This window comes from Nonomuraea sp. NPDC050556, from assembly GCF_044457355.1.
In the GTDB taxonomy this organism is placed as follows: Bacteria; Actinomycetota; Actinomycetes; order Streptosporangiales; family Streptosporangiaceae; genus Nonomuraea.
In genome coordinates, this window is sequence record NZ_JBITGU010000005.1 from 73803 (window position 1) to 99042 (window position 25240).

Below are 25240 nucleotides of genomic sequence, written 5' to 3' on the forward strand. Positions count from 1 at the left end.
TGTGCGAGCACGGAAGCCGCCGACCTAGACTGAAGCATGTGCTGAAGGGCGACGGCCGGCTCGGCCATGACCTGGACCCCCACGACCGCGCACCGAAAGATGCCTGTGGCATCTTCGGGGTCTGGGCGCCAGGCGAGGAAGTCTCCAAACTCACCTACTACGGGCTGTATGCGTTGCAGCACCGCGGGCAGGAGTCCGCGGGCATCGCAGTCAGCGAGGGCAGCCGCATCCTCGTCTACAAGGACATGGGGCTGGTCGCCCAGGTCTTCGACGAATCGGTGCTGGGCACCCTGCGAGGCCACCTCGCCATCGGTCACTGCCGCTACTCCACGACGGGTTCGAGCGTCTGGGAGAACGCCCAGCCGACCCTGTCGTCGACCGAGGTGGGCGGGCTCGCGCTCGCCCACAACGGCAACCTGATCAACACCCCGGAGCTGGCCAAGCAGCTCGCTCCGGGCGTGACCAGGGCGACCACCGACACCGAGGTGCTGACCAGCCTGCTCGCGCAGGACCGCAGCCAGCCCATCGAGGACGCGGCGGCCGAACTGCTCCCGCAGGTCAAGGGCGCCTACTCGCTGGTGTGGATGGACGAGAAGACCCTCTACGCGGCCCGCGACCCGCAGGGCATCCGCCCGCTGGTCCTGGGCAGGCTCGACAGCGGCTGGGTCGTCGCCTCCGAGACGGCGGCGCTCGACATCGTCGGCGCGGTGTTCGTCCGCGAGGTCGAGCCAGGCGAGCTGCTCACCATCGACGAGCGCGGCGTCAGGTCGCGCAAGTTCGCGCTGCCCGACCCCAAGGGCTGCCTGTTCGAGTACGTCTACCTCGCCCGCCCCGACACCACGATCGCGGGCCGCGGCGTCCAGGTGACCAGGGTCGAGGTGGGCCGCGTGCTGGCCCGCGAGCACCCGGTCGAGGCCGACCTCGTCATCCCGACGCCCGAGTCCGGCACCCCGGCCGCCGTCGGTTACGCCGAGGAGAGCGGCATTCCGTACGGCCAGGGCCTGGTCAAGAACTCCTACGTCGGCCGCACGTTCATCCAGCCGTCGCAGACCATCCGCCAGCTCGGCATCAGGCTCAAGCTCAACCCGCTGCGCGAGGTCGTCGAGGGCAAGCGCCTGGTCGTGGTCGACGACTCGATCGTCCGCGGCAACACCCAGCGCGCGATCGTGAAGATGCTGCGCGAGGCGGGGGCGCGCGAGGTCCACGTACGGATCTCCTCTCCCCCTGTCGCCTGGCCGTGCTTCTACGGCATCGACTTCGCCACCCGCGCCGAGCTCATCGCCGGTTCGCTGTCGGTCGAGGAGATCCGCGCCTCGCTCGGCGCTGACTCCCTGGGCTACATCTCGCTCGAAGGCCTGACCACGGCGACCACGATCCCGGCAGAACGGCTGTGCAGGGCGTGCTTCGACGGCACGTACCCGATCGCCATCGACCAGGACAACGTCGGCAAATACGTCCTAGAAGGTTCCAAGAAGTGACTACATACGAGGCCGCCGGGGTCGACATCGAGGCGGGCGAGCGCGCCGTCGAGCTGATGAAGGCGAAGGTCGCCCGCTCGCGGCGGCCCGAGGTCGTCGACGACGCCAGCGGCTTCGCCGGCCTCTTCGACGCGTCGTTCCTGCTGAAGTTCAGGCGCCCGCTGCTGGCCACCTCGACGGACGGCGTGGGCACCAAGGTCATGCTCGCGCAGCGGTACGGCAAGCACGACACGATCGGCATCGACCTGGTCGGCATGGTCCTCGACGACCTCGTGGTGTCCGGGGCAGAGCCGCTGTTCATGACCGACTACATCGCCTGCGGCAAGGTGGTGCCGGAGCGCATCGCCGAGATCGTCGGCGGCGTGGCCGAGGGCTGCAGGCTGGCCGGGGCCGCCCTGGTCGGCGGCGAGACCGCCGAGCACCCGGGCGCGATGGGTCCCGACGAGTACGACCTGGCGGGGGCGGGCACCGGCGTCGTCGAGGCGGACGAGATGCTCGGCCCGGACAGGGTCGCGGCCGGAGACGTCGTCCTCGGCCTGGCCTCCTCGGGCGTGCACTCCAACGGCTATTCGCTGGTGCGCCACGTGCTGCGCGAGGCCAAGCTGGAGCTCGACGCCTCGCTGCCCGAGCTGGACCGTCCGCTGGGTGAGGAACTGCTCGAACCCACCCGCATCTACTCCCTGGACTGCCTGGCGCTCGCGCGCGAGGTCGAGGTCCACGCCTACGCCCACATCACCGGCGGCGGCCTGGAAGCCAACCTGTCCCGCTCGCTGCCCTCGCACCTGGACGCGGCGCTCGACCGCTCGTCGTGGACGGTGCCCGCCATCTTCGACGTGCTGGCCGGTCGCGGCGGCATCGAGCAGGCGGCGATGGACAAGACCTTCAACCTGGGCGTCGGCATGGCCGCCATCGTCCCTGCGCCGGTCGCCGACGAGGCCATCCGCTTCCTGACCGTCCGGGGCCTGCCCGCCTGGGTCCTCGGTGAGATCGTGAACGGCACGGGCCAGGCCCGCTACCGCTGACGATCAGTTCCCCAACGGGCCTGCCGACGATCTGACAGAACCGTCGCGGGCGAACACGACCTCGACGTGCTCGCCCGGTGCGTGCTCGCGGCAGAACAGCCACACGTCGCTCAGGCCGAACACCGGCGCGGCCCCCAGGCGGAGGATGATGTCCCCGGGCCGCAGTCCGGCGGCCTCGGCGTACGAGCCTGCCGCGACCTCGACCACCTCAGGCCCGGCCGGGCCGTCGCTCAGGTGTGCGCCGACAGCGCCCCTGAAGGTGTTCATGCGGTCGTAGGTCACTCCGGTACGCAGATAGAGCTGCAGCCCGGCGAGGCTCTGCGCCCAGCCGAGCCGGGTGCCGTCGAGATGCCCCTGCCACACCGGGCCAGCGCCGAACCCGGCCTCCTCGATGGCGACGCTGGTGACGTCCGGACCGGCCGGCTCGAGGGTGACGGTCGTCCGGCGCTCGCTGGGGACGGAGCCGGGGGGTTCGATCCAGACGAGGCGAGCGGGCGCTTCTACGGCCTCGACGGTCCAGGTGATCCCGCTGGCGCCGGGAAGGTCGAAGGTGATCCGCCCACCGGGCCGGATGTCGCACTCCCGGACGGGCGCCAGCCACGTGGCGAGGTACTCGGGCGCGGTGAACGCCAGCCACGCCCGCCGGATGGGCACGGGAAGCAGAAGATCCGTACGGAAGATCCCCGTCATGGGCGAGAGCGTAACTCAGCCCCCGAAGCGGCGGGCCAGGTGGGATCACGTAGCGTCAGCACATGATTTTCACCCAAGCCGAGCTCGACTACCTGGCTACGCAACCCATCGGACGGCTGGCCACCGTCTCGCCGGAAGGACAGGTGCAGAACAACCCGACCAACTTCTTCGTGGACGCCGAGGGCGGGGCGATCGTCATCGGCGGGGGTGCGCTGGGCGCGTCGAAGAAGTTCCGCAACGTCCAGCGGGGTAGCACGGCTTCGTTCGTGGTGGACGACCTGGCGTCGACGGACCCTTGGACACCGCGGGGCATCGAGATCAGAGGCAGGGCCGAGGCCTTGACCGACCAGGAGCCGCCCGTGCCAGGCCTGTCCCGGGAGATCATCCGGATCACCCCCACCAAGATCGTCTCCTGGGGCCTGGACGGCGGCCGAACCACCCGATCAACCTGACACTCTCGGGTCCTTAGCCGCCCAGCACCGACGTACCTGAGCACACCGCCGAGATCGTCGGCGGTGTGGCCGAAGGCAGGCCGGGGCCGCGGTCAGCCATCGTTGACACCCCAAGGCTTCTCGATGCGCTCCGGGCGCTGTTCAAGCACCGATCTCCGCACCGTCACCCCGGTTTCAGGGGGGCTAAAGTCGAGGGGTGGCGCGCGCGGTCCCGCCGCCACAACAGGGGGCCAGATCGCCGACGGTCGCGGGGAGGGCAACGCCCGGATGGATCTGAAGACGCTGAGGGAAGTCGCGGAGATCGCCGACCCTGTCGAACGCGCTCGTATCCTCAGCCGGCTGATGACCGAAGAGCAGGGCCTGGTCACCGAGGCCGCCAAGATGCGCCGCCAGGCGATCGCCGAGGCGCGCGAGACCGGGATGAGCCTGGAGGAGATCGCCGGACACCTGGGTGTCTCTCCGGGCCGGATCTCACAGATGAAGAAGGGCCCTGCCGCCCGCGCGCCGGAGGGGCCGGCCCTCCCCGCGCCCCGGGTGCTGGTGCAACGCGCGTTGCCAACTGAGCCTGCGGTGCGTGGGTCGAAGTCCCTGTTCCTGGCCGAGGCCGAGCGGCAAGGACTCAAGGCCGACCGACGCATGCTGTACATCGGGCTGGAGCCCGCCGGCGATCACGTCGCGCCCTGTCTACGCGTCGAGCCGGGTACGGAGATCATCGCCAGGCGCAAGATGATGACCGCCAACGAGGTGCCCGTGCGTATCGCCACGAGCTACTTCCGGGCAGACCTGTTCGGGGGGACCCGGATCGCCGAGCCGGAGTTCGTGCAGCCGTCGTTGCAGTCGGCATTGACGGCCCTGGGGTATGCCTTCGGCCATGCCGAGGAGAACTTGACAGCCCGCCCGCCGACGTCGTTCGAGCGTGAGACTTTGGAGCTGGAGTCGGGCGAGTGGGTCGTCCAGGTGCTCCGCGCGAGCTACTCGACCGAGGGCACAGCGATCCATGTCCTGGAGACCATTTGCGCCGCCAACCGGCACATCTTCCCCATCGGCCAGGTCTCCGGCTACGACGAATTCTGAGCGACGATCTCCTTGCGCCCGCCGGTGGCGAGGAGCCTGCCCCTCGGAAGAGCTTCATGCGACCCGCCGCGTTCCTTACCCAGCGGAGCAGGTGGGGTCACGGCTTCATGCAATGGAGCCGAGCTGGTTACGGTTCGCGCTCGCGACTTCACTGACCCCCGCGTATCTGGAGCACGACCAAGCCCTCGCCGCCGAGCGACCTACAAAACCTCGGGCCAAGCACTTCGAGCCCAGGGGGCGCAAGCCCCCGGGAAGCGCTTCTCGCAACCCGCCGGACCCCCTCTCCCAGCGCAGCGGGTGGGACAAAAGAGGCCCAACCACGGAAGCGTGCACGGGTGGGCCGGGGGTCCGGGGGCCTGCCCCCGGCTGGGGGTCTTGGGGGGCTAGGCCCCCCAAAGGAGACCAGCCCGGAGCGCGAAGCGCGAAGGCCCATGCCGTTCAGGGGCACACAGATATGCACCCGGCGTGACCATCCACCCCGGGTGCACATCATGCGTCAAGCAGCAATACGCCTATCGTTTGCCGGACGTACGCTCATCGTCGTCGTCTCCGGCGTCATAGCCGTCGGCGTAATCGGCATAGCGATCCGCCAGCTCGTCGTTGAGGTCGTCGGCGTCGTCGTTGTTCTCGTTGGAGTCAGAGACTCCGAGTTCGTCGCGCAGACGGTCAAGATCCGTGCCACCGCTGTTGTACTTCAGCTGGCGAGCAACCTTGACCTGCTTGGCCTTTGCTCGGCCGCGCCCCATTGGCTCGACCCCCTCGTGTGGGGTCGTCCCCGACCCCTCGTCGCTAACGCACCACACACTGACGCCATGACTGGGCGTCAGCCTCTCGTTCGCCTATTACCGTACCTGTTTTGTGCCCAGCTCGGTACGCCGTATGGGCGTGGGGCGTCACTGGCCCAGCCAGATGCCCCTGATCCGCCCGACTTCTGACATTCTCCGCTCGGCCAGCCTATCCGCTGCCACCGCTGGTGGAACGCCCTCGTCCGTCGCGATCCCGAAGATCTTCAGGGTCGTGTCGTAAATCTGGGCGGCCTTGGCCCGCGCGCGGTCCATGTTGAAGCCCTCGATCTCGTCCGCCACCTGGATGACGCCGCCCGAGTTCACCACGTAGTCCGGCGCGTAGAGGATGCCGCGCTCGGCGAGCTGCTTCTCCACGCCGGGGTGGGCGAGCTGGTTGTTCGCGGCGCCACAAACGATCTTCGCGGACAGCAGGGCCACCGAGGCGTCGTCCAGCGCGCCGCCCAGGGCGCACGGGGCGAAGACGTCGATGTCCGCCGCTTTCAGCGCCGCAGCGTCGGCCACGACGGAGACGGCCGGATGGCGCTGCAGGACCCGGTCCACGGCCGCGGAGTTGACGTCGCAGATCACCACCTCGGCGCCGTCCTCGATGAGGAGGTCGACGAGCCGGTGCCCGACCTTGCCCACGCCTTCGACGCCGACGCGCTTTCCATGCAGGGACGGCGTGCCGTACACGTGCTCCGAAGAAGCCCGCATCCCCTGGAAGACGCCGAACGCGGTCAGGATCGAGGAGTCGCCGGCGCCGCCGTGGGCCACCGTACGACCGGTCGCGAAGCGCGTCTCGCGCGCGACGATGTCCATGTCCTCGCTGTAGGTGCCCACGTCGCAGGCGGTGATGTAGCGCCCGCCGAGCGTCTCGACGAAGCGCCCGTAGGCCCGGAGAAGGGCCTCCGACTTGTCCACAGCGGGATCGCCGATGATCACGGCCTTGCCGCCGCCGAGGTCGAGCCCGGCGAGCGCGTTCTTGTAGGCCATGCCTCTGGAGAGGTTGAGCACGTCGGCCAGCGCCGCCTGCTCGCTCTCGTACGGATAGAACCTCGTGCCGCCCAGACCCGGCCCGAGAGCCGTGTTGTGGATGGCGATGATGGCGCGCAGCCCGCTCTGCCGATCGGCGCAGAAGACGACCTGCTCATGCCCGAAGACGTCGGTCACTGTAGTGACTCCCTGTCCAGACCACTGCCCCTTCGCAGCGGAGATCGCCTCTTAGCGTAACTACAACGGTGCACACCGGGTGTCTTCATGACACGATGCCTGCGTGCTGCCCTATGCCGCGTACCTCCGCGTCTACGAGCCGCTGACCGCTTTCGGCGAAGCCGAACGCCGGGTCTGGGCCGAATATGCCGAGTCTCGCGACCGCCCCCGCCGCGCCACGGCGCTCAACGCCGAGCACGGAGAATCGGTCAGACGCCTCCTCGGCATGCCTCCCCAGCCCGCACCACCCCAGGAGAGCCCCAACGCCTATCTGAGGCGCGTGGAGGATCGCCTGTACGTCTGCCCCTGGCAGACCCGTCTGCGGTCCTGGCTGGCGTTCTCACGCTTCCGTGGAGCCACTCCCGTCAAGCTGATGGACCGTTTCGTCCCGAACGCCATCTCCGAGCAGACCGCGGATGACTTCGACCGGTTCAAACGCGGCGGCAGCGCATCCATCCTGCGCACCTACATCAGGACCACGACGTGGCACGTGCCGGCGTCATGGTTCGTCCCGTTCGACGGCAACGAGCGCTGGCTGGTGCTCGGCACCGCGACCAAGGGCCAGGACGTGACGACGACCACGGGCCGCAATCTCATCTATGTCACCTCGATGGCACAGGCGAGGAGGCGTACGGCTCGCGCGCTCCAGGTGTTGCGCAAGCACGTGGGTGAGGTGGCGACAAGCCTCGAGGTGGAGGACGTGGCCCGGTGGCTGGAGGAGTTCCACCCGCATTCGCTGGTCGAACTCGACTATGGCGGGCTGGTTCATCTCATGGACGATGATGCCCTCACTGCAGACCAGTCTGTTGCGGAACTTGCTGCCGCTTTGACCGGTTTGGACACCGGTCAAGAAGAACTTGCCTACGCCATGTATCAGCGGGTGATCTTGCGCTGGAAGTCAATGCAACATCTGGAATCTGCCAACTGAACCTAAAACAACGCTCCTGACCTGCAAGAGCATGGCATGAGTGGGTCACGTGTCCCGTCCGCTGGCTTCTGCGAACTGAGTAGTTTGCCGTTTTCACTGCGATACCACGAAACGTGTCGCTAGAATCACCGAGCGTGACATCGCCACGTGGGCGGGCAGATGGGTCAAAGAAGGGCTCGCCAATCGCTCTGCGTGGCGGTATGGTCACTTCGGGTGATGCCGCATATGGACCAGATAAGCCGCACGCACTGGTCTATAGGGGGACATCCGTGACACGCGCAGAAGCAGTCGCAGGACCGCCAGAGCCGGTCCACACGGAGGAGAGGCCGCACAAATGTCAGCTCGTACACCCGAGGCCGAGCCACTGCTCACGCCCGCCGAGGTCGCGACCATGTTCAGGGTCGACCCCAAGACCGTTACGCGGTGGGCCAAGGCGGGCAAGTTGACGTCGATTCGCACCCTCGGCGGTCACCGGCGCTACCGGGAGACCGAGGTTCGCGCTCTGCTCGCGGGGATTCCGCAGCAGCGCTCGGAGTAACACCGGGGTCGTCACGGACCTAGGGGGGTTTAACGGTGGGCCTGGTATTCCGGCCCGGTCCACCCGCGTGACGACTCCATGTCGCCCGCCGCGTCGGGGGACGCAGAAGCAGACACGGGAGCTGGCGCCGCCCGCCCGGCGCCATCCTTCCCACCCCTACGTCAGCTGCTCACGTACCAGCAGTTCGAGCAGCTGCTCGACATCCTTGTCGTAGACGGCGGCCACCCCGAGCAGGGCCACCATGTGGTCCACCAGCATGCGCTCCAACGTGGCCCGCTCGATGTCGCGATGCTCCAGCCAGTCGAGACCGGCCGTCTCCACCGAGGCGATCCACGACCTGAGCGTCGTACGGAGCACAGGACTCGGCTCCTCGACCCTCATCTGCTTCATGATGAGGCGGAACAGCCGGTGCCTGACCCCGTCCACGATCTCGCCGATCTCACCGGCCCTGTTGGCGGGCCCGCCGCGCAACAAGGCGGCGAACCCGGCCGCGTGCTCCTCGACGAAGTCGAAGTAGCGCCGCAGCCCGGAAGCCAGCTCGTCCACCGGCCTGCCGCCGTCCTGCGGCCGCAGCCGGGACTCCAGCTGCTCGGCCGCGCTCCGCAGCGCGGCGACGTACAACTCCTGCTTGCCACCGAAGTAGTGGTAAACCAGCGCACGAGACGCCCCGGCAGCCGACGCGACGTCGTCGATCGAGACGTCTTCCGCGTCGCGCTTGCTGAACAGCTCCAGGGCTGCCGCCATGAGCTCCTCGCGCCTGCGGTCGACGCTGAGCCTCCGACGAGCGGGGCGAGCTGTGTCAGCGGGCTTCACATCAGAAGATTATCCGACTCCGCGCCCAATAGCGTTCCGGTCAATATCGGCCAGGCCGTACCCTGCGGCGAGCTCGATCGTTTTGACAGACAGGTGCCCATCTTCGCATCGCGGGGGAGACACATGTCAGGACCACCCGTCAACACCATCACCGAGCTCGACAGCCTGCCGAGACCACGGCCGACGATCCGCAACGTCGCAGAGAGAGCCGGCGTCTCGAAATCGCTCGTCTCGCTCGTGCTGCGCGGATCGCCGCACGTCAGCGAGCATCGACGGCAGGCCGTACTCACCGCTGCCCGAGAGTTGGGCTACCGGCCCAACGCGGTCGCGCGCAGTCTCGTCGAGGGACGTACCCACCTGATCGGCGCGCTCGTCGCCGATCTGCACAACCCGTTCTACGCGGAGTTCTTAGACGGTCTGCAGGAGAGCCTGCACGGCGACGGACTCCGCATGCTGATCGGCAACAGCCAGTGGGACCCGGCCTTCGAGGACGAGGCGGTCGAGGCGTTCCTCGAGCTCCGCGTCGACGGGCTCGTCCTGCTGGGCATCGCGCCGACCAGCGAGACACTGATCGAGGCGACCGCCTACACCCCCACGGTCGTCGTGGGGGAACGTGACATCGAGCTCGACAACGTCGACATCGTCGTCGACGACGACCAGCTGGGCGCCCGCCTGGCGATCGACCACCTGGTCGAGTTCGGGCACAAGCGCATCGCGCACATCGAGGGTTCGCGCTCGTCGCGCTGCGAGGGCTACCTGGTGGCCATGCGCAGGCACGCGCTCGCGCCGTACATCATGGTCGAGCACGGCGACTCCACCGAGGAGGGCGGCAGGCAGTCCGCACTCGCCCTGCTCACCAGGGATCCGCGGCCGACTGCGATCTTCGCGGCCAACGACCTCGTGGCGCTCGGAGTGCTTTCAGCGGCGAGCGAACTGGGACTCCGCGTGCCGGAGGACCTGTCGGTGATCGGTTACGACAACACGCACCTGTCTGCCGTCCACCACATCTCGCTCACCTCGGTCGACCAGCCCCGCCGTACCATGGGCCGGTCTGCCGCAGCCCTGCTCAGCGACCGGATCGGAGACCCGGGCAAAGTCGCCCGTCTTCGTCAGGTCACCCCTGAACTGATCGTACGGCGGAGCACGGGACCCGCCTAAGACCTGGCCAAGCCTGGGTCAATCCAGGCGGCGGCGCACCAGCCCAGCTGTTAACTCGTCAGGGTCACTACGTCTGATCCTGGGGGGAACAGTCATGCGTGATCCTGAACTGGTGTCCTGCGCCCAACGCGCCGCCGCCGAGCTCGAGCGCGCCTGGTCGCACTGGCGCGCTGGTCGAGGGAGGGGCGCGGACGTCGGCGCCGAGTCTGTCGCCAGCTACGTCGCCCACTCCCTCGACCACCCGTGGGGCCGTCCGCGCGTGGTCCTCGGCCTCGACGCCGAGGACGCGAGGGAGCTGGCGGCGCTGCTGCAACGTCAGGAAGTGGGCGAACACGTCTGGTAGGTCGCCGCGTTGACGTAAGTTGGAGCGCATGCGTGCTCTCCCAGCCTCCGTTCTCGCCCTCTGCGGCCTGGCCGTCAGCGCCTGTGGCGGCGTCGCCACAGGCGAGTCGGCGGCGGGCCGCCAGCCGCTGCCCGTGGAACAGCAGCCAGCCGTGGAGAAGCCGGCGGCGGCCAAGGCCGCCAAGCCGCTCGAAGGCAAGGTCGTGGTCATCGACCCGGGCCACAACGGCGGCAACTTCAAGGACCCGAAGGCGATCAACAAGCAGGTCAACGTCCTGACCAAGTGGAAGGCCTGCGACACGACGGGCACGGCGACCAACGACGGCTACACCGAGGCGGCCTACACCTGGGACGTCTCGACCAGGCTCGCCAAGATCCTCAAGCAGCGCGGCGCCACGGTCAAGCTGACCAGGGCGGACAACACGAGCGTCGGCCCGTGCATCACCGAGCGGGCCGCGATCGGCAACAGGGCCAAGGCGGACGCCGCGATCTCGGTCCACGCCGACGGCGCGGCCGCGGGCAACCACGGGTTCCACATCATCATGCCGAAGAAGATCGGCGGTCCCGTCGATCCCGTGGTGGGCGACTCCGCCGAGCTGGGGCTGGCCGTACGTGATGCCTTCAAGAAGGGCACGGGCGTCCCCTACTCCACCTATATCGGCTCCAAGGCCCTCAACTACCGCGACGATCTGGGCGGCCTGAACCTGTCCAAGGTGCCGAAGATCTTCATCGAGTGCGGCAACATGCGCAACGCGGGCGACGCGGCCAACTTCAAGGACCCGGCATTCAGGCAGAAGGCAGCACAAGCGCTGGCGAACGGTCTGCAAAACTACCTTTCATGACTTCGCTGCTCCCGCACCCGAGCGTTCTCAGCTCGCTCTCCGGCTCCTACGAGCTGACCTCCGGCGCCACGGTGTCCGGCCCCACCGACCTGGTCGACGCGGTACGGCTGGCGCTGCCCGGACTCGACCTGCGCCCGGGTGACACGGGGGCGATCGACGTACGGCACGACACCACGCTCGGCGCCGAGGCGTACAAGCTCACCGTCGGCTCGCGGGGCATCGAGATCACCGCCGGCGGCCGGGCCGGCGCCTTCTACGCGGCGCAGACCCTGCACCAGCTCCTGCCCGACGCCTCCTACCGCTTCTCCGCCGAGGCGTCCTGGACGGTGCCCGGCGTGCGGGTGGAGGACTCCCCCGCCTTCTCCTGGCGCGGCATCCACCTCGACGTGGCCAGGCACTTCCAGCCCAAGCGTGAAGTGTTCCGCATGATCGACCTGATGGCGGTGCACAAGCTCAACCGGCTCCACCTGCACCTGGTCGACGACCAGGGCTGGCGGATCGAGAGCCGGGCCTTCCCGCGCCTGCACGAGGTCGGCTCGCACCGGGCGCGCACGGCGACCAACTACTTCCGCGAGCCGGACACCTTCGACGAGATCCCGCACGGCGGCTACTACACGCTCGACGACCTGTCCGAGCTCGCCGCCTACGCCAGGTCGCGATCCGTCACGATCGTCCCCGAGATCGACGTGCCCGGCCACGCGACGGCCATCCTGGCCGCCTACCCGGAGTTCGGCGCGACGGGTGAGACCTTCGAGGTGCTGCCGAAGTGGGGCATCTCCCCCGCGATCCTGTCCCCGCTGCCGCCGACCGTCGACTTCCTCACCACGATCTTCGACGAGCTGCTCGGCGCGCTCGGCGAGACGCCGTTCGTGCACATCGGCGGCGACGAGGTCGTGCTCGACCACTGGTCGGAGTCCGCGGAGATCGTCGCCTACCAGGAGTCCCTCGGCCTGGACAACTCGGCCGAGCTGCAGGCCTGGTTCCTGCGCAAGCTCGCCGACGTGCTGGCCGAGCGCGGCGTGCGCGCCGTGGTGTGGGACGAGGCGTTCGTGAGCGGCGAGCTGCGCCAGGACACCGTGGTCATGCCGTGGCGCGGCATGGGCGTCGGCCGCCGGGCCGCGGCGGCGGGCCACGACGTGATCGCCACCCCGGTCTTCCCGCTCTACTTCGACTACGCGGAGGCGGCGAGCACCGAGGAGCCGATGGCGATCGGCGACTCGATCACCGTGCACGACGTGGCCGCCTTCGCGCCGACGCCGTCCTCGTGGTCGGCCGAGGAGACCGCCCGGGTGCTCGGCCTCCAGGCCCAGCTGTGGAGCGAGCGCATCCCCGACGCCCGGGTCCTCGACTACCGCGCCTGGCCGCGCGCGTGCGCCCTGGCCGAGGTCGCCTGGGCGGGCAACGCCTCCGAGGGGTTCGGCGACCGGCTGCGCGAGCACCTGGGCAGGCTCGACGCGATCGGCGTGGAGTATCGCCCGCTGGACGGCCCCAAGCCGTGGCAGCGCCGCCGTCCGCACCGTCCGGGCATCGTCCCCGTGGTGACGGCGATGGAGCACCTGGACAAGATGACCGAGAGCGCGCACTCGACGCGCCCCAGCATCTAGCCCTTCTTGAGGTCGGTGACCGTCGAGACGCCGTGCCTGCGCAGGCGCCTCGACAGGTCCCGGTGGATCCGGTACGCGTACAGCGGACCCTCGTAGATCATCGCCGTGTAGCCCTGGACCAGCGTCGCGCCGGCCAGCAGGCGTTCCCACACGTCGTCGACGTCCTCGACGCCGCCCACGGACACCAGCGCCAGCCGGTCGCCCACGCGGCCGCTCAGCCGGCGCAGGACCTCCAGCGAGCGCGCCTTGAGCGGGCGGCCCGACAGGCCGCCCGTCTCGCCGCCGTGCCTGATCGTGGTGTTCGTCGCGATGATGCCGTCGAGCCCCAGCTCCAGGGCCAGGTCGGCGACCGCGTCGACGTCCTCGTCGGCCAGGTCCGGCGCGATCTTCACCAGCAGAGGTGTACGGCGGGGCGTCCCGTCGGCCACCTCCTTGACCGCGACCAGCAGCGGGCGCAGCAGCTCGACGGCCTGCAGGTTGCGCAGTCCCAGCGTGTTGGGCGAGCTGACGTTGACGACCAGGTAGTCGGCCAGCGGCGCGAGCTGCCTGGCGCTCGTCACGTAGTCGGCCGTCGCCTCGGACTCGGGCACCACCTTGGTCTTGCCGATGTTCACCCCGACCACGACGGGCACCCCGCGCGTACGGCGCAGCCGCTTGGCCGCCGCCGCAGCACCGGCGTTGTTGAAGCCCATCCTGTTGATGATCGCGCCCTGGCGTACGAGCCGGAACAGCCGCGGTCGCGGGTTGCCCGGCTGCGCGTGCGCGGTGATCGTGCCCACCTCGACGTGCCCGAAGCCCAGCGCCGACATGGCCTCGGCGCACGAGGCGTCCTTGTCGAAGCCGGCTGCCAGGCCGAACGGGCTCGGGAAGTGCACGCCGAACGCGCTGACCCGCAGCGCGGGGTCGCGCGGCGCCAGCAGCCGGTGCAGCAGTCGCTTGAGCAGGGGCAGGCTCGCGAGCAGCGCGAGCGCCCTGACGGTCACGTGGTGCACGGCCTCGGCGTCGAAGCGACGCAGGACCTGCGAGAACAGGAGTCGGTACATCACCGGCCAGGTTATCGCTCCTGGTCCTGCCGCCCGGACACCAGACCCGCCTCGTAGGCGACGATCGCCGCCTGCACCCTGTTGCGTACGTCGAGACGGGTGAGGATGGCGCTGACGTAGGCCTTGACCGTGCCCTCGACGATGAACAGCCGCCTGGCGATCTCGGCGTTGGACATCCCGGCGCCGAGCAGGGCCAGGACCTCGCGCTCCCGATCGGTCAGCCCGGTGATCCGGTCGCGCGCTGCCGCGCCTTTGGCCATCTGGCCGCCGGCGAGCTGCGTGATCACCCGCTGGGCCACCTTGGGCGACAGGTACGCCGCGCCGTCCGCCACGGCGTGGATCCCGGCGATGAGCTCCCTGGGGTCGCCCGACTTGAGCAGGAAGCCGCTCGCGCCGACCTCCAGGGCCTTGGCGATGTAGTCGTCCTCGCCGAACGTGGTCAACATCACGATCGCCGTCTCCGGGGCGACCTTGCGCATCTCGGCCGCCGCTGCGAGCCCGTCGAGCTTGGGCATGCGGATGTCCAGGAGCGCGACGTCCGGCCGGTGGCTGATGGCCAGATCGACCGCCTCGCGCCCGTCGCCCGCCTCGGCGACCACCTCGAAGGCGGGGTCGGCGTCCAGGATCGCGCGGATGCCGAACCTCATCATGGCCTCGTCGTCGGCGAGGAGCAGGCGAATCATCCCTCTATATTGTCCGACATGGCTCAGGTGAAGGTCTTCGGCCGCCGCGACGTGTGGGCGGGCCGACAGCGCGAGGTGTCCGATCTGTTGCAGTCATGCCTGGTGGAGGCGTGGGGGCTGCCGGAGGACAAGCGGTTCCACCGGTTCCTGCTGCTCGACGCGGAGGACTTCATCTGCCCGCAGCGCAGCGACGCGTATCTGATCGTCGAGGTGGTGTGCTTCACCGGGCGCAGCGAGGAGGCCAAGAAGAAGCTCATCAGGGCGGTTTCCGCGGCCTTCGAGGACGTGGAGATCACGATCATCGAGATGCCGATGGTCAACTGGGGGATTCGCGGGGTTCCTGCTGACGAGCTGGCTCTGCCGTACAAGGTGGAGGTCTAGCCGACCTCGCCCAGGAACACGGCTCCCGCGAGGATCGCCCCGGCGAGGGGGAAGGCCCACCATTTCGGGCGCTCGCCCTCCCTGAAGAGCTTGATCGCGTAGGGCAGGAAGGCGACGCACAGGCCCAGGGCCGCGACGATCGACATCGGGCCCGTGCCCTTGAGCACGCCCAGCGGCAGCGCGGACATCAGCCCCAGCGCCACGGACTGGACTCTCCCGAGTGCTCCGGAGCGCCAGGTGGCGACGGCCAGGACGATCCAGCCCAGGAACGTGGCGATGTTGACCGCGTGGAAGATGTGGAAGGCCGAGTAGGCGTCTTCCATGGTCTTCTGCGCCTGGGGCAGGCCTTGGGCGTCCACGAGCTGGAAGGCCAGGTGGTTGATCCCGGCGTGGAAGGTCCTGGCCAGCAGACCCAGCAGTACGGCCATGCCGCCCCAGACGCTGCCCGCCCTCCTCGCCAGGCCGATCACCACCGGGAAGGCGAGCACGAGCCCCGCCGTACAGCAGCTGTAGGAAACCGTCATCAGCGTTGGGCTCTCCGCGAACGCGGCGAGCTGGCTGGGGAAGAACCCGTCATAACCGAGGCGCAGCAGCACACCGGTGAGCAACAGCAGCGGGCTCAGCAGGGCGGAGACGCCTTCGACCCAGCGGCCGGGGAATTCGTTCATGGCTCCCATCCAACCGACGTGCCGCTTTTCACACATGGGCGCTGGTTGGAGGGTTCAAGGTAGACCTGGCACTACCGGTATCGTCCGAAGCATGAGCACTCACTATGACGTCGTCGTCCTCGGTGCCGGGCCTGGGGGTTACACGGCCGCGGTAAGAGCATCACAGCTGGGGCTGCGTGCGGCCGTGGTGGAGGAGAAATACTGGGGTGGCGTCTGCCTCAACGTGGGATGCATCCCGTCGAAGGCGCTCCTGCGCAACGCGGAGCTGGCGCACATCTTCAACAACGAGGCCAAGACCTTCGGCATCAGCGGCGAGGTCACCTTCGACTACGGCGCGGCCTTCCAGCGCAGCCGCAAGGTGGCCGACGGGCGCGTCAAGGGCGTGCACTTCCTGATGAAGAAGAACGGCATCACGGAGTACAACGGCCGCGGCACCTTCCTCGACGCCAACTCCCTGCAGGTGGGCGACGAGACGATCACCTTCGACCACTGCATCGTCGCCACCGGCGCGACCACCCGCCTGATCCCCGGCACGTCCCTGTCCGACCGCGTGGTGACCTACGAGGAGCAGATCCTCTCCGAGGAGCTGCCGTCCAGCATCATCATCGCCGGAGCGGGCGCGATCGGCGTCGAGTTCGCCTACGTGCTGCACAACTACGGCGTGAAGGTGACGATCGTCGAGTTCCTCGACCGGATGGTGCCGCTGGAGGACGAGGAGGTCTCAGCCGAGCTGTTCAAGCGCTACAAGCGGCTCGGCATCGAGGTGCTGACCTCGACCCGCGTGGAGGACCTCCAGGTCACCGGGTCGTCCGTGCGGGTGACCGTCTCCCAGAACGGGCAGCAGAAGGTCCTCGAGGCTGACAAGGTGCTGCAGGCGATCGGCTTCCAGCCGCGGGTCGAGGGCTACGGCCTGGAGAAGACCGGCGTGGCGCTCACCGAGCGGGGCGCGATCGCGGTCGACGGGCGGGGCCGTACCAACGTGCCCAGCATCTACGCCATCGGCGACGTGACGGCCAAGCTCATGCTCGCCCACGCCGCCGAGACCATGGCCGTGATCGCCGCGGAGACGATCGCCGGGGCGGAGACCATGGAGGTGGACTTCGCCATGATCCCGCGCGCCACCTACTGCCAGCCGCAGGTCGCCAGCTTCGGATACACGGAGACCCAGGCGCGCGACCTGGGCTACGACGTGAAGGTGCAGAAGTTCCCCTTCACCGCGAACGGCAAGGCACACGGCCTCGGCGACGCGGTGGGCTTCGTCAAGATCATCGCGGACGGTGAGCACGGGGAGCTGCTCGGCGCCCACCTCATCGGCCCCGAGGTCACCGAGCTGCTGCCCGAGCTGACGCTGGCGCAGCAGTGGGACCTGACGGTGCACGAGGTCGGGCGCAACGTGCACGCGCACCCGACCCTCGGCGAGGCCGTCAAGGAGGCCATCCACGGGCTCGCAGGCCACATGATCAATATGTGAGAGCGAGGGCGAGCAGGACCGTGGCCAGGGCGTCCGCCCAGCCTCTGGTCGTGTTGAACCTGGTCCACCTGGGCGAGAACGCCGCCCAGGTGGTCTCGTTCCTGTCGAGGGCGTTGTTCATGGGCACGTTGACCGCGCCGGTGAGGATGAGGGAGCCGACGAGCGCCACCGCTCCCCCGGCGAAGGCGAACAGCGCCGGCGTGGTCTGACCGGCGATGAGCGCGACGACCCCGGCGGCGAGCGCCACGATCGGGCCGCCGACGAAGGTGAGCAGGAACCTCGGGTTGAGGATCTTGCGGTTGATGCTCTGCATGGCGGCGACGGCCTCTTCCGGCTTGATCGCGTCGAAGGCGGGCATCACGGCGGTCGAGAAGGCGAAGAACACTCCGGCCATTGCCCCGTTCATCAGCAGGGCCACGATGATCACGATGTCTGTCATGCCCTAAGTCAATCGTCACCCGGGCGCCGGGACCATCGTCGAGATGCTCAACCCCATAAGCACCCGTCTCATACGATGGGCAGGTGAAGTACATGATGATCATCTACGGCAACAAGGAGATGTGGGACGCGATCCCTCCCGAGGAGTGGACCGAGGAGATCGCCAGATACGACGTGTTCAACACGAAGTTCCGCGCGACCGGGGAACTTCTGGGCGGGTACGGCGTGGCAGACGCGGAGGACGTCAAGCAGGTCCGGGTGCGCGACGGGATGCCCGCCGTCACCGACGGGCCCTACCTGGAGTCCAAGGAATACCTCGCGAGCTGGTACCTCCTCGACGTCACCGGCGAGGAGCGGGCGCTGGAGATCGCCGCCGAGCTACCCGCCGCCAGGAACGCCATGGTCGAGGTCTGGCCGATCACCCACGAGTCTTCATAACCCAGTTCGGGTCCCGGCCGATGAATCCCAGCAGGCGGTCCTGCGCCGAGGCGTCTCCGGCCACCTTCACCTCCGGCCCGAACACCTCCACGCCGGGGCCGAACGCGCCCGGGATGCGGAACTTCTCCATCATCTCGGCCGGGATCGAACTCATCGACCCCCAGCCCCGCTCGACGTCCACGGGGTCGATGGTGGCGTCCTGACCTGTGGCCTTGGCCAGGTCCCAGCCGTGCAGCGGCAGATCCGCGCTGACCACCTGGTCGACGTGCTGCGCGGCGGTCATCCGTCCACTGGGGGTGTCGCACTCCTGACCGGCCAGCTCGGGGTCGTCGAGGACGGCCTCGACGTCGGCGCGGGCCGACCTGAACCTCTCCAGCGGCTCCGCACCCGACGGGCTGAGCTGCCTGCCGAGCGGGTTGAGCATGGCGCCGTGCATGTCGACGATGTGCTGGACGACGTCCCTGGCGGTCCATTTCGCGCAGGGAGACGGGTTGTTCCACTGGTCCGGCCGTACAGCCATGATCTTCGCCTCGAAGGCGTCGGCGCGGCGGCGGTAGGTTTCCTTCATAACTCATAGTTTCTATAACTCATTGGTTTCCTACGTCAAGTGATCCCTTCGTGATCCGTACGCGCCAGGATCTCTTCCCATGAAGCGTCTCGTCCTGGCGGTCATCGCCGCACTCACCGCCATCAGCGCCCCGGCGCAGGCCACCGGCCCCGTTGAGGTGCCCTTCGCTGACGGGCGCGGGGTGACGGTGTCCGAGACGAGCCACTACAAGCTCGCGCGCGACAAGATCACCTACACGACGCTCGCCGCGGGGGTGATCGGGTTCAGCGACTCCGCGGCTGTGACGCACGACCTCACCCGGACATTCAAGATCACTCCGGAGATGGAGAAGGAGCTCAGCGAGCAGGAGCTGGAGTACGCGCGTCAGCCCCTCCGCGAGATCAAGGTCGGCCGCTACACCTACGTGAACCCCTTCGAGTGGGGTCCGATGCCGGCGGGCACCAAATGGGTGCGCTTCGGGGGCAACGCCCACTGGGGCTCGGAGGGGCAGCGCGCCAACCAGCTCGTGGACGTCTTCGACCCGGCCGTCCTGAAGCGGGTGCTCTCCAGGGCCACGCTCGTCGGCGACGGAGAGTACCGGGGTGTCCTTCGCAGAAAGGACCTTCCCCTGTTCACCGACGCGCACTCGATCGCCTTCAGGCTCTTCCTCGACCACGAGCGCCGGCCCATCCGGCTGTTCACCGAGTTCACCGAGGACGCGTACGTCCTCAACGACGACGAGACGGACCTCGTCCGCACGACGGCCCATGTCGTGGTCGACACCCGCTACACGCAGTGGGGCAGGAAGGTGCACGTGGTCGCGCCGCCGAAGAACGAGGTCGTCGACTTCAACAAGCTCGACCCCTCCGACTGGCCCAAGCCCGACCCGTGGCGGCTCGTGGGGTAGGGCTGGCCCTACCCCGTGACGCTGGTGCGCCGGATCGATCGCGCCCGGCCCGGCTCGTAGCGTTGTCGGCATGAAGTCACTCCCCCGCCGCATCGCCGCAGACACCCACTACAACCTGGTCGGCCTGCCGACCTCCATCGCCTCCTTCTCCCTCACGATCGCCGGGATCGCCGCCGGGGTCGGCAGCCTCGTCGCCGTCGTCGGCCTGCCGGTCCTCGCCGGCACCGGCGCCATGGCCCGCACCTTCGCCGACCACGAGCGCGCCGCGCTCACCGAGGTCGTGGACCAGCCCCTGGAGCGCCCCCACTACGCGGCCGCCCCCGCGGGCGCCGGGTGGTTCAGGCGCGCGCTCAACCCCCTGGCCAGCGGCCAGACGTGGATGGACCTGCTGCACGCCATCGTGACGTTCCCGCTGTCGCTGGTCAGCTTCGTCCTGACCGTGGTCTGGTGGGCGGGCGCGATCGCCGGGCTGACCTTCCCGCTGTACGGATGGATCCTCTACCGGATCCCGGACTTCCACAGCAGCCTGCCGGAGCTGCTCGGCCTCGGCAGCGACCTGACGACCTACGTCGTCTTCAACACGGCGCTCGGCGTGGCTTTCGCCGTGACGCTGCCCGTCGTCGTGCGCCTGGCCGCGCTGACCAGGGCGAGCATGGCCCAGATCCTGCTGACCCGCCCGGCGTACGCCCCGCGCCTGTACGCCGCGGCCGCCTGAACCGGTTTCCTGCCGGTGCTGCGTTTCTGCCGGTGCTGCGTTTCTGTCGGTGGTGCGTTTCTGTCGGTGCTGCGGAGCATCATCGACGGATGGAGAAGCCAAGGATCGTGTCGCCCGAGGAGTGGCAAGAGGCCCGGGACGACCTGCTCAAAGCCGAGAAGGAAGCCACCCGGGCGCTCGACGCGCTGGCCGCGAGGCGGCGGAGGCTCCCGATGGTCGCCTTCGACAACAGCTACGTCTTCGACACCCCGACCGGCCCCAGAACCCTGCTCGACCTCTTCGAGGGGCGCAGGCAGCTGGTCGTGTACCAGTTCATGAACAACGGCCCGGACAGCTACTGTCCGGGCTGCACGCATTTCACGAACAACGTCCCCCCGACCGCCCTGCCCTCTCTGGGTGAGCACGACGTGACCTGGATAACGGTCTCCACGATGCCCCTGTCCCAGATCGAGGCCTACAAGGCGGAGCGCGGCTGGACCCTGCCCTTCGTGTCGTGTGCGAACACCACGTTCGCCGAGGACTGCGGCGCCAGATATTTCATGCTGAGCGTGTTCCTACGGGACGGCGACGACGTCTACCGGACGTACAACACGACGGCGCGCGGGGTGGACCGGCTGCTGTTCGCGAACAACATCCTCGACCTGGCCCCTTACGGACGGCAGGAGGAGTGGGAAGACTCCCCACCCGGCTGGCCCCAACACCCCACCTACGGCTGACCGTGAATTAGGGCCTTCCTGTCAGTCTGACAAAAAGCTACGGTGTCCCCATGGACGACGACCCGTGGGAGCCGCCGAGCGTGTTGCTCGCGGTCGACCTGGTGATCCTGACCCTGCGCGGCTCGCGCCTCCACGTCCTCCTCGTCGAACGCGGGATCGAGCCCTTCCACGGTGCCCTCGCCCTGCCCGGAGGCTTCCTCCGCGACCACGGCGAGGGCCTCGAGACCGCCGCACGTCGCGAGCTGGCCGAGGAGGCCGGCCTCGTCGACGTCCCACACCTGGAGCCTTTGGGCGTGTACGGCGAGCCGGGGCGCGACCCGCGCGGCCGCGTGGTGTCGGTCGCCTACCTGGCGATCGCCCCACGCCTGCCGGAGCCCGTCGCCGGCACGGACGCGGCAGGCGCCCGCTGGGAACCGGTGTCTGACGTCGTGGAGCTGGCGTTCGACCATCTCCAGATCCTCACGGACGGGGTGGAGCGGGCGCGCGCCAAGCTGGAGCACTCCTCGCTCGCGACGGCGTTCTGCGGCGAGACCTTCACCATCTCGGAGCTCCAGCAGGTCTACGAGGCCGTGTGGGGGGTCCAGCTCGATCTCAGGAACTTCTACCGCAAGGTGCAGAAGGCGCAGGGATTCATCGTCGCCGACGGTCCTACCCGACGGACGCAGAACGGGCGCCCTGCCCGGCTCTTCAGGGCCGGACCGGTTCACGTGCTGTACCCACCCATGGTCAGATCTGCCCAATCCTGAAGGAGACGTGCGCTCGTGAACGAACGTCCCATCGTGATCCTCACCGCGCTGGATCTGGAGTACCAAGCCGTTCGCGAGCACCTGATCGGGCTGCGCCTCCACCGCCATCGCGCGGGCACCCGGTTCGAGATCGGCCGCCTCTCCGGCGGAGGGGCCCAGGAGGTGGCGCTCGGGCTGGTCGGCAAGGGGAACCAACCCGCGGCGGTGCTGGCCGAGCGCGCGATCGGCGAGTTCGACCCGCTCGCCCTGCTGTTCGTCGGCGTGGCCGGTGCCCTCTGGCCCCAGATCGGACTTGGCGAGGTGGTGGTGGCGACCCACGTGTACGCCTATCACGGGGGCACCAGCGAGGACGACGGGTTCAAGGCTCGCCCCCGCGTCTGGGAGGTCTCCCACGAACCTGACCAGATCGCCCGCCACCTGGCTCGGAGCGGCACCTGGTTTCCCGGAGGCGCAGCCGTACCGAAGGTGCACTTCGGGCCCATCGCAGCGGGAGAGGTCGTCCAGGACTCGGCCATCTCCGCGCACGCGCGCTGGGTGCGCAGGACGTACAACGACGCGCTGGCGATCGAGATGGAAGCCGCCGGGGTGGCGCAGGCCGCGCATCTGAACAGGTCGCTGCCCACGGTCGTGGTGCGCGGCGTCAGTGACAGGGCCGACGGCACCAAGGTGGCGACCGACGGCGCGAACTGGCAGCTCAGGGCGGTGGCCGGAGCCGCGGCCTTCGCCACCGCCCTGGCCCGCGAGCTGGGCCGGGAGTTACCTCACGTCACGACGGGAAGGGCAGGCGCACCGATGAACGAGGGCGTTCGTAACGTCGCGAGCGGCAATGCGCGGGTGGGTGTCCAAGCCGGGCACATCTACGGCAACGTCTCGATCGGACAGCCGCAGGAGACGGCGCTCGACTGGGCCGCGGAGCTCGCCAAATTCCGCGAGAAGCTCAGAAGGGCGCTGAAGGCGGGAGAGCTGGACGAGGCCACGTTCGCCGCGGCGGAGGAAGAGCTGGACGCGGTGGCCGAATCGCTCTCGACGCGAACGGAGCAGGGCAAGAGCAAGGCGATGATCGCGCTCAAGAAGCTCCGCGGCCTGGTGGTGGACGTGGCGGAGCTGGCCTCGAAGGTGACGTCCATCATCGCGGCCATCCGGGGCGTCTTATGAGCAACTTCGCCGACGGCTCCGCGACCGTAGGAATCCAGACAGAGGCCGTGCACGGCGACGTCCACGTCTACCAGCTTCCTCCCAGCCCCACGCCTCAGGAGAGGTTCGAGCTGGGCGTCCGTCATCTTCACGGCGGGATGCCGGGTAAGGCCAGGGAGTACATCGTCCAGGCTGTGACGGATGGCTATGTGACGAGTCGTTCGTGCTTCTACCTGATCCTCGCCCTGCTGAGCGGCCGCACGCTACAACAGGTGTCGAACGCGGATCTGTGCGCTCTCCGCTCGGTGCAGGGGAAGATCAAGGACACAGCCCGCGATGAATGGACCGAGGCGATCAGGATGATCAACCGCCTCTTCACGTCCATCCAGACGAAAACGGTGGACTCCGACGTCATCGAGAAGGAGCTCAAGAGTCTTGGCTCCCTTCAACAGGACGAAGTCCTGCGAGATCTCGAGATGTTCCTGAGCGGAACCGTCCAGGACGCCTTGTGGACGCGGACGTTCGACCTCGCGAGGGAAGAGAGACACCACCGGCGTTCGAACCGGGTCTGGCGCTTCTTCCAGCCCAAGCCCATGGAAGCGCGGGTGCGGCGGCCGCGCATGGTGGCCACCACCACGGGTGACTGGCTCCGGTCGATCGCGACCAGCATCCTGGCGCTGGCGGCCGTCGGCTTCGTCAGCGTCATCGCATGGCGGCATTCCTGGCTGTCGGCCGCCATCGCTCTCCTGGCGTTGGCCGCGGGCAGTTATGTATGCGCGCGGAACGGCGTGGAATGGCGATTCCGTACCGACCGCCGCCGGGCGAAGGACCAGGAATTCATGGACGTACGGCAGAGCCCGGCGTCCTCCGGCCAGCGCGGCGGTTTCGTCAACAAGATCGATCGGCAGTTCACCGACTACTTCAACAGATACGTCCCGAGGAATACCGACAGAGCGGAATGGGTCGCGCGGACGGCAGGCATTCGCAAGGCCCTCAGGGACGAAGTGGTGGACCTTTATCGCGAGAGCAGAATCGACGCCAAGCGAGTGGCCTGGCTCACCCGCTATCTCGTGAGCGATGTGAAAGCCCGATGGCAGGCGGGCACGCTGCGGGAGTACCAGGAAACCTTCCGGGTCTCCGGTACCACCAAGGCGGCTTTCGCGGCAGGGCTCGCCGTACTAACCATTGGCGCGACCATGCTGGTCTCTGGCGGATTCCAGTCCGAGTCGCTCCGCGTCGTGGCCGCGACGGTGATCGCCCTGCCTTCCGGGTGGCTCGCCGTACGCTCCTGGCTGCGCATTGCCCTGGAGAACAAGCGATACGCGGCTGAGTACGCGGAGTCCGAGCGGTTGCTGGCCGATCGGCAGGCAGCTCTCGAACGGTGGCGGAAGAAGCTCGCCGACAAACCCGATGACCAGGAAATGGCTCGCTGGCTGGACTGCGATCGCAAGGCGCTGATGGAGGAGGCGATGCACCATTACAAGCTGGTGGCGCACGATGTCATCGCCCACGCCTTCATCGAAGCACCGGCAGCGACGTACAAACGGGCCAGGGTGAAGACCGGGCCTTGGCGCTATTCGCGATACACGCTCCTGATCTTCCTGTTGACGGCGGACGGTGTGCGTCAGATGACCGTGGATCTGGACTTCGAGGAGGCCACCTTCCACAACCGGGCGAGAATCAACTATCGCTACGACGCGGTCGCCGCCGTCCAGGTCAGCGAGGCCGACTCCGGTGAGAGGGTCTTCGAGCTGACGCTCGTGAACGGCCATCCCATCAAGGTCGAAGTGACCGGGCGCTGGTCAGAGCCCGTGGAGCCGGGCGAGGACATGCGTACCGTGTCCCAGGTGACGCTCGACGCCGCGGGGCTCGGAAACACCCTGCACATCCTTGAAGGCGTCGCGGCCGAGGGGAAGAAGTGGATCAACCACGAGCGGCAGCGGGAGGCGAAGCGGCTGGCTGATCTCACCAGCGCCGCCCACCAGGTCTTCTTATGACCGGTTCGCTGACTTGACCTCGACGAGGATCACGTTCACCTCGCCTGCCAGCAGTTCCCAGGAGTGGTCGAAAGCGTCCTCCTGCCAGACGACCGCCCCTGGGTTCAGGTCCACGATCTGCGTCGTCCCGTCCGCCATGGTCACCTTCTGGCGGCCGGAGCCGTGGTTGACGACCAGCATCGGCAGGTGCGAGTGCATCGCGCTCTCCCAACCGTGCGAGGCCCGCGCCTGGATCACCCGGACGTGCTCGTTCTCGAACAGGACCTGGTGCACATCGGGGTCCACGACCGTGGCGTGCTGGTGCGTCTCAGGGGTCGAAATGCTCATTGCAGGCTCCTATCGGCTGGGCTGTCGCCTCAAACAGTAACCATGCAAGGTTGTAAAAAACAACTAGATTGAGTGTCGATTTCAGATTGCTGGC

At 68.3% G+C, this 25240-nt stretch carries 29 protein-coding genes; 19 read left to right on the forward strand and 10 right to left on the reverse strand.

The features are described from left to right. The first annotated feature begins 38 nt into the window (after window positions 1-38). On the forward strand, window positions 39-1478 hold the full coding sequence (purF, locus tag ACIBG8_RS42605) for an amidophosphoribosyltransferase (protein ID WP_397348952.1): 1440 nt from the start codon (window positions 39-41) through the stop codon (window positions 1476-1478). After that, the gene (purM, locus tag ACIBG8_RS42610) at window positions 1475-2500 is read left to right on the forward strand and encodes a phosphoribosylformylglycinamidine cyclo-ligase (RefSeq protein WP_397348953.1); all 1026 of its coding nucleotides are present in this window, start codon (window positions 1475-1477) and stop codon (window positions 2498-2500) included. The genes purF and purM overlap by 4 nt, the downstream gene beginning before the upstream one ends. 3 nt (window positions 2501-2503) lie before the next feature. Here purM and ACIBG8_RS42615 read toward each other — a convergent pair whose 3' ends face one another. After that, on the reverse strand, window positions 2504-3190 hold the full coding sequence (locus ACIBG8_RS42615; protein ID WP_397348954.1) for an SRPBCC domain-containing protein: 687 nt from the start codon (window positions 3188-3190) through the stop codon (window positions 2504-2506). 62 nt (window positions 3191-3252) lie between these two features. On the opposite strand from ACIBG8_RS42615, the gene ACIBG8_RS42620 reads away from it, so the two are divergent. Both ACIBG8_RS42620 and ACIBG8_RS42625 read left to right on the forward strand, forming a co-directional pair. Next, window positions 3253-3642: a PPOX class F420-dependent oxidoreductase gene (locus ACIBG8_RS42620; protein ID WP_397348955.1), complete on the forward strand. Its 390-nt coding sequence runs from the start codon at window positions 3253-3255 to the stop codon at window positions 3640-3642. A gap of 267 nt (window positions 3643-3909) precedes the next feature. After that, the gene (locus ACIBG8_RS42625; RefSeq protein WP_397348956.1) at window positions 3910-4716 is read left to right on the forward strand and encodes a UTRA domain-containing protein; all 807 of its coding nucleotides are present in this window, start codon (window positions 3910-3912) and stop codon (window positions 4714-4716) included. 512 nt (window positions 4717-5228) lie between these two features. Here the strand turns inward: ACIBG8_RS42625 and ACIBG8_RS42630 are convergent. Next, complete coding sequence (locus ACIBG8_RS42630; RefSeq protein ID WP_397348957.1) at window positions 5229-5462, reverse strand: DUF3073 domain-containing protein; 234 nt, start codon at window positions 5460-5462, stop codon at window positions 5229-5231. Between the two features lie 147 nt (window positions 5463-5609). Beyond that, window positions 5610-6671, reverse strand: coding sequence for a Leu/Phe/Val dehydrogenase (locus ACIBG8_RS42635; protein WP_397348958.1), 1062 nt, complete (start codon window positions 6669-6671; stop codon window positions 5610-5612). A 103-nt stretch (window positions 6672-6774) separates the two neighbouring features. On the opposite strand from ACIBG8_RS42635, the gene ACIBG8_RS42640 reads away from it, so the two are divergent. Then, window positions 6775-7638 carry a hypothetical protein gene (locus tag ACIBG8_RS42640; protein ID WP_397348959.1) on the forward strand — a complete coding sequence of 288 codons (864 nt, stop codon included), beginning with the start codon at window positions 6775-6777 and terminating at the stop codon, window positions 7636-7638. Window positions 7639-7972: 334 nt separating this feature from the next. Next, complete coding sequence (gene bldC / locus ACIBG8_RS42645; RefSeq protein WP_013133571.1) at window positions 7973-8176, forward strand: developmental transcriptional regulator BldC; 204 nt, start codon at window positions 7973-7975, stop codon at window positions 8174-8176. A 156-nt stretch (window positions 8177-8332) separates the two neighbouring features. Here bldC and ACIBG8_RS42650 read toward each other — a convergent pair whose 3' ends face one another. Beyond that, entirely contained in the window at window positions 8333-8989 is a 657-nt protein-coding gene (locus ACIBG8_RS42650) for a TetR/AcrR family transcriptional regulator (protein ID WP_397348960.1), read from the reverse strand. A 123-nt stretch (window positions 8990-9112) separates the two neighbouring features. On the opposite strand from ACIBG8_RS42650, the gene ACIBG8_RS42655 reads away from it, so the two are divergent. From ACIBG8_RS42655 to ACIBG8_RS42670, 4 genes are all read left to right on the forward strand, one after another. Continuing rightward, entirely contained in the window at window positions 9113-10147 is a 1035-nt protein-coding gene (locus tag ACIBG8_RS42655; protein ID WP_397348961.1) for a LacI family DNA-binding transcriptional regulator, read from the forward strand. A gap of 94 nt (window positions 10148-10241) precedes the next feature. Continuing rightward, window positions 10242-10490, forward strand: a complete 249-nt coding sequence (locus ACIBG8_RS42660) for a hypothetical protein (RefSeq protein WP_397348962.1) — start codon at window positions 10242-10244, stop codon at window positions 10488-10490. A gap of 28 nt (window positions 10491-10518) precedes the next feature. Beyond that, complete coding sequence (locus tag ACIBG8_RS42665) at window positions 10519-11331, forward strand: N-acetylmuramoyl-L-alanine amidase (protein ID WP_397348963.1); 813 nt, start codon at window positions 10519-10521, stop codon at window positions 11329-11331. Further along, entirely contained in the window at window positions 11328-12935 is a 1608-nt protein-coding gene (locus tag ACIBG8_RS42670; RefSeq protein ID WP_397348964.1) for a beta-N-acetylhexosaminidase, read from the forward strand. Before ACIBG8_RS42665 ends, ACIBG8_RS42670 begins: the two co-directional genes overlap by 4 nt. Here the strand turns inward: ACIBG8_RS42670 and ACIBG8_RS42675 are convergent. Together ACIBG8_RS42675 and ACIBG8_RS42680 are read right to left on the reverse strand one after the other, a co-directional pair. Next, complete coding sequence (locus ACIBG8_RS42675; RefSeq protein ID WP_397348965.1) at window positions 12932-13978, reverse strand: quinone-dependent dihydroorotate dehydrogenase; 1047 nt, start codon at window positions 13976-13978, stop codon at window positions 12932-12934. The two genes, ACIBG8_RS42670 and ACIBG8_RS42675, sit on opposite strands and share 4 nt — an antisense overlap. Before the next feature lie 11 nt (window positions 13979-13989). Continuing rightward, on the reverse strand, window positions 13990-14661 hold the full coding sequence (locus tag ACIBG8_RS42680) for a response regulator (RefSeq protein ID WP_397348966.1): 672 nt from the start codon (window positions 14659-14661) through the stop codon (window positions 13990-13992). An 18-nt stretch (window positions 14662-14679) separates the two neighbouring features. Between ACIBG8_RS42680 and ACIBG8_RS42685 the strand changes: the two genes are divergently transcribed. After that, a complete protein-coding gene (locus ACIBG8_RS42685) occupies window positions 14680-15042 on the forward strand; it encodes a tautomerase family protein (protein WP_397348967.1) in 363 nt (120 codons plus the stop codon). Here ACIBG8_RS42685 and ACIBG8_RS42690 read toward each other — a convergent pair. Further along, window positions 15039-15710 (reverse strand): hypothetical protein, encoded by a 672-nt coding sequence (locus ACIBG8_RS42690; RefSeq protein WP_397348968.1) that lies wholly within the window; start codon window positions 15708-15710, stop codon window positions 15039-15041. The two genes, ACIBG8_RS42685 and ACIBG8_RS42690, sit on opposite strands and share 4 nt — an antisense overlap. A 91-nt stretch (window positions 15711-15801) precedes the next feature. On the opposite strand from ACIBG8_RS42690, the gene lpdA reads away from it, so the two are divergent. Beyond that, a complete protein-coding gene (gene lpdA / locus ACIBG8_RS42695; protein WP_397348969.1) occupies window positions 15802-17181 on the forward strand; it encodes a dihydrolipoyl dehydrogenase in 1380 nt (459 codons plus the stop codon). On the opposite strand, the gene ACIBG8_RS42700 is transcribed toward lpdA, so the two are convergent. After that, window positions 17171-17620, reverse strand: coding sequence for a DUF1772 domain-containing protein (locus tag ACIBG8_RS42700; RefSeq protein WP_397348970.1), 450 nt, complete (start codon window positions 17618-17620; stop codon window positions 17171-17173). The two genes, lpdA and ACIBG8_RS42700, sit on opposite strands and share 11 nt — an antisense overlap. 92 nt (window positions 17621-17712) lie before the next feature. Here ACIBG8_RS42700 and ACIBG8_RS42705 point away from each other — a divergent pair, with 92 nt between their 5' ends. Then, window positions 17713-18057 carry a YciI family protein gene (locus ACIBG8_RS42705; protein WP_397349735.1) on the forward strand — a complete coding sequence of 115 codons (345 nt, stop codon included), beginning with the start codon at window positions 17713-17715 and terminating at the stop codon, window positions 18055-18057. Here the strand turns inward: ACIBG8_RS42705 and ACIBG8_RS42710 are convergent. After that, window positions 18038-18625, reverse strand: coding sequence for a TIGR03086 family metal-binding protein (locus ACIBG8_RS42710; protein WP_397348971.1), 588 nt, complete (start codon window positions 18623-18625; stop codon window positions 18038-18040). The genes ACIBG8_RS42705 and ACIBG8_RS42710 overlap by 20 nt on opposite strands. Before the next feature lie 79 nt (window positions 18626-18704). On the opposite strand from ACIBG8_RS42710, the gene ACIBG8_RS42715 reads away from it, so the two are divergent. The 6 genes from ACIBG8_RS42715 (at window position 18705) to ACIBG8_RS42740 (ending at window position 24819) form a co-directional block, all read left to right on the forward strand. Then, a complete protein-coding gene (locus ACIBG8_RS42715; protein WP_397348972.1) occupies window positions 18705-19511 on the forward strand; it encodes a hypothetical protein in 807 nt (268 codons plus the stop codon). Between the two features lie 70 nt (window positions 19512-19581). Next, a complete protein-coding gene (locus tag ACIBG8_RS42720) occupies window positions 19582-20226 on the forward strand; it encodes a sensor domain-containing protein (RefSeq protein ID WP_397348973.1) in 645 nt (214 codons plus the stop codon). Window positions 20227-20315: 89 nt separating this feature from the next. Continuing rightward, window positions 20316-20942 carry a DUF899 domain-containing protein gene (locus ACIBG8_RS42725; protein WP_397348974.1) on the forward strand — a complete coding sequence of 209 codons (627 nt, stop codon included), beginning with the start codon at window positions 20316-20318 and terminating at the stop codon, window positions 20940-20942. 50 nt (window positions 20943-20992) lie between these two features. Beyond that, entirely contained in the window at window positions 20993-21688 is a 696-nt protein-coding gene (locus ACIBG8_RS42730) for an NUDIX domain-containing protein (RefSeq protein WP_397348975.1), read from the forward strand. Between the two features lie 15 nt (window positions 21689-21703). Next, on the forward strand, window positions 21704-22843 hold the full coding sequence (locus ACIBG8_RS42735; protein ID WP_397348976.1) for a purine phosphorylase: 1140 nt from the start codon (window positions 21704-21706) through the stop codon (window positions 22841-22843). After that, on the forward strand, window positions 22840-24819 hold the full coding sequence (locus ACIBG8_RS42740; protein ID WP_397348977.1) for a hypothetical protein: 1980 nt from the start codon (window positions 22840-22842) through the stop codon (window positions 24817-24819). Before ACIBG8_RS42735 ends, ACIBG8_RS42740 begins: the two co-directional genes overlap by 4 nt. Here ACIBG8_RS42740 and ACIBG8_RS42745 read toward each other — a convergent pair. Beyond that, window positions 24814-25146, reverse strand: coding sequence for a hypothetical protein (locus ACIBG8_RS42745; RefSeq protein ID WP_397348978.1), 333 nt, complete (start codon window positions 25144-25146; stop codon window positions 24814-24816). The two genes, ACIBG8_RS42740 and ACIBG8_RS42745, sit on opposite strands and share 6 nt — an antisense overlap. Between the last annotated feature and the right edge of the window lie 94 nt (window positions 25147-25240).

Excerpts from the sequence above, each read along its gene's own strand:
- ACIBG8_RS42615 (WP_397348954.1), bottom strand. The coding sequence starts at position 3,190 with ATGACGGGGATCTTCCGTACGGATCTTCTGCTTCCCGTGCCCATCCGG.
- ACIBG8_RS42620 (WP_397348955.1), top strand. The coding sequence starts at position 3,253 with ATGATTTTCACCCAAGCCGAGCTCGACTACCTGGCTACGCAACCCATC.
- ACIBG8_RS42625 (WP_397348956.1), top strand. The coding sequence starts at position 3,910 with ATGGATCTGAAGACGCTGAGGGAAGTCGCGGAGATCGCCGACCCTGTC.
- ACIBG8_RS42630 (WP_397348957.1), bottom strand. The coding sequence starts at position 5,462 with ATGGGGCGCGGCCGAGCAAAGGCCAAGCAGGTCAAGGTTGCTCGCCAG.
- bldC (WP_013133571.1), top strand. The coding sequence starts at position 7,973 with ATGTCAGCTCGTACACCCGAGGCCGAGCCACTGCTCACGCCCGCCGAG.
- ACIBG8_RS42655 (WP_397348961.1), top strand. The coding sequence starts at position 9,113 with ATGTCAGGACCACCCGTCAACACCATCACCGAGCTCGACAGCCTGCCG.
- ACIBG8_RS42660 (WP_397348962.1), top strand. The coding sequence starts at position 10,242 with ATGCGTGATCCTGAACTGGTGTCCTGCGCCCAACGCGCCGCCGCCGAG.
- ACIBG8_RS42665 (WP_397348963.1), top strand. The coding sequence starts at position 10,519 with ATGCGTGCTCTCCCAGCCTCCGTTCTCGCCCTCTGCGGCCTGGCCGTC.
- ACIBG8_RS42670 (WP_397348964.1), top strand. The coding sequence starts at position 11,328 with ATGACTTCGCTGCTCCCGCACCCGAGCGTTCTCAGCTCGCTCTCCGGC.
- ACIBG8_RS42675 (WP_397348965.1), bottom strand. The coding sequence starts at position 13,978 with ATGTACCGACTCCTGTTCTCGCAGGTCCTGCGTCGCTTCGACGCCGAG.
- ACIBG8_RS42680 (WP_397348966.1), bottom strand. The coding sequence starts at position 14,661 with ATGATTCGCCTGCTCCTCGCCGACGACGAGGCCATGATGAGGTTCGGC.
- ACIBG8_RS42685 (WP_397348967.1), top strand. The coding sequence starts at position 14,680 with ATGGCTCAGGTGAAGGTCTTCGGCCGCCGCGACGTGTGGGCGGGCCGA.
- ACIBG8_RS42690 (WP_397348968.1), bottom strand. The coding sequence starts at position 15,710 with ATGAACGAATTCCCCGGCCGCTGGGTCGAAGGCGTCTCCGCCCTGCTG.
- lpdA (WP_397348969.1), top strand. The coding sequence starts at position 15,802 with ATGAGCACTCACTATGACGTCGTCGTCCTCGGTGCCGGGCCTGGGGGT.
- ACIBG8_RS42700 (WP_397348970.1), bottom strand. The coding sequence starts at position 17,620 with ATGACAGACATCGTGATCATCGTGGCCCTGCTGATGAACGGGGCAATG.
- ACIBG8_RS42705 (WP_397349735.1), top strand. The coding sequence starts at position 17,713 with ATGATGATCATCTACGGCAACAAGGAGATGTGGGACGCGATCCCTCCC.
- ACIBG8_RS42710 (WP_397348971.1), bottom strand. The coding sequence starts at position 18,625 with ATGAAGGAAACCTACCGCCGCCGCGCCGACGCCTTCGAGGCGAAGATC.
- ACIBG8_RS42715 (WP_397348972.1), top strand. The coding sequence starts at position 18,705 with ATGAAGCGTCTCGTCCTGGCGGTCATCGCCGCACTCACCGCCATCAGC.
- ACIBG8_RS42720 (WP_397348973.1), top strand. The coding sequence starts at position 19,582 with ATGAAGTCACTCCCCCGCCGCATCGCCGCAGACACCCACTACAACCTG.
- ACIBG8_RS42725 (WP_397348974.1), top strand. The coding sequence starts at position 20,316 with ATGGAGAAGCCAAGGATCGTGTCGCCCGAGGAGTGGCAAGAGGCCCGG.
- ACIBG8_RS42730 (WP_397348975.1), top strand. The coding sequence starts at position 20,993 with ATGGACGACGACCCGTGGGAGCCGCCGAGCGTGTTGCTCGCGGTCGAC.
- ACIBG8_RS42740 (WP_397348977.1), top strand. The coding sequence starts at position 22,840 with ATGAGCAACTTCGCCGACGGCTCCGCGACCGTAGGAATCCAGACAGAG.
- ACIBG8_RS42745 (WP_397348978.1), bottom strand. The coding sequence starts at position 25,146 with ATGAGCATTTCGACCCCTGAGACGCACCAGCACGCCACGGTCGTGGAC.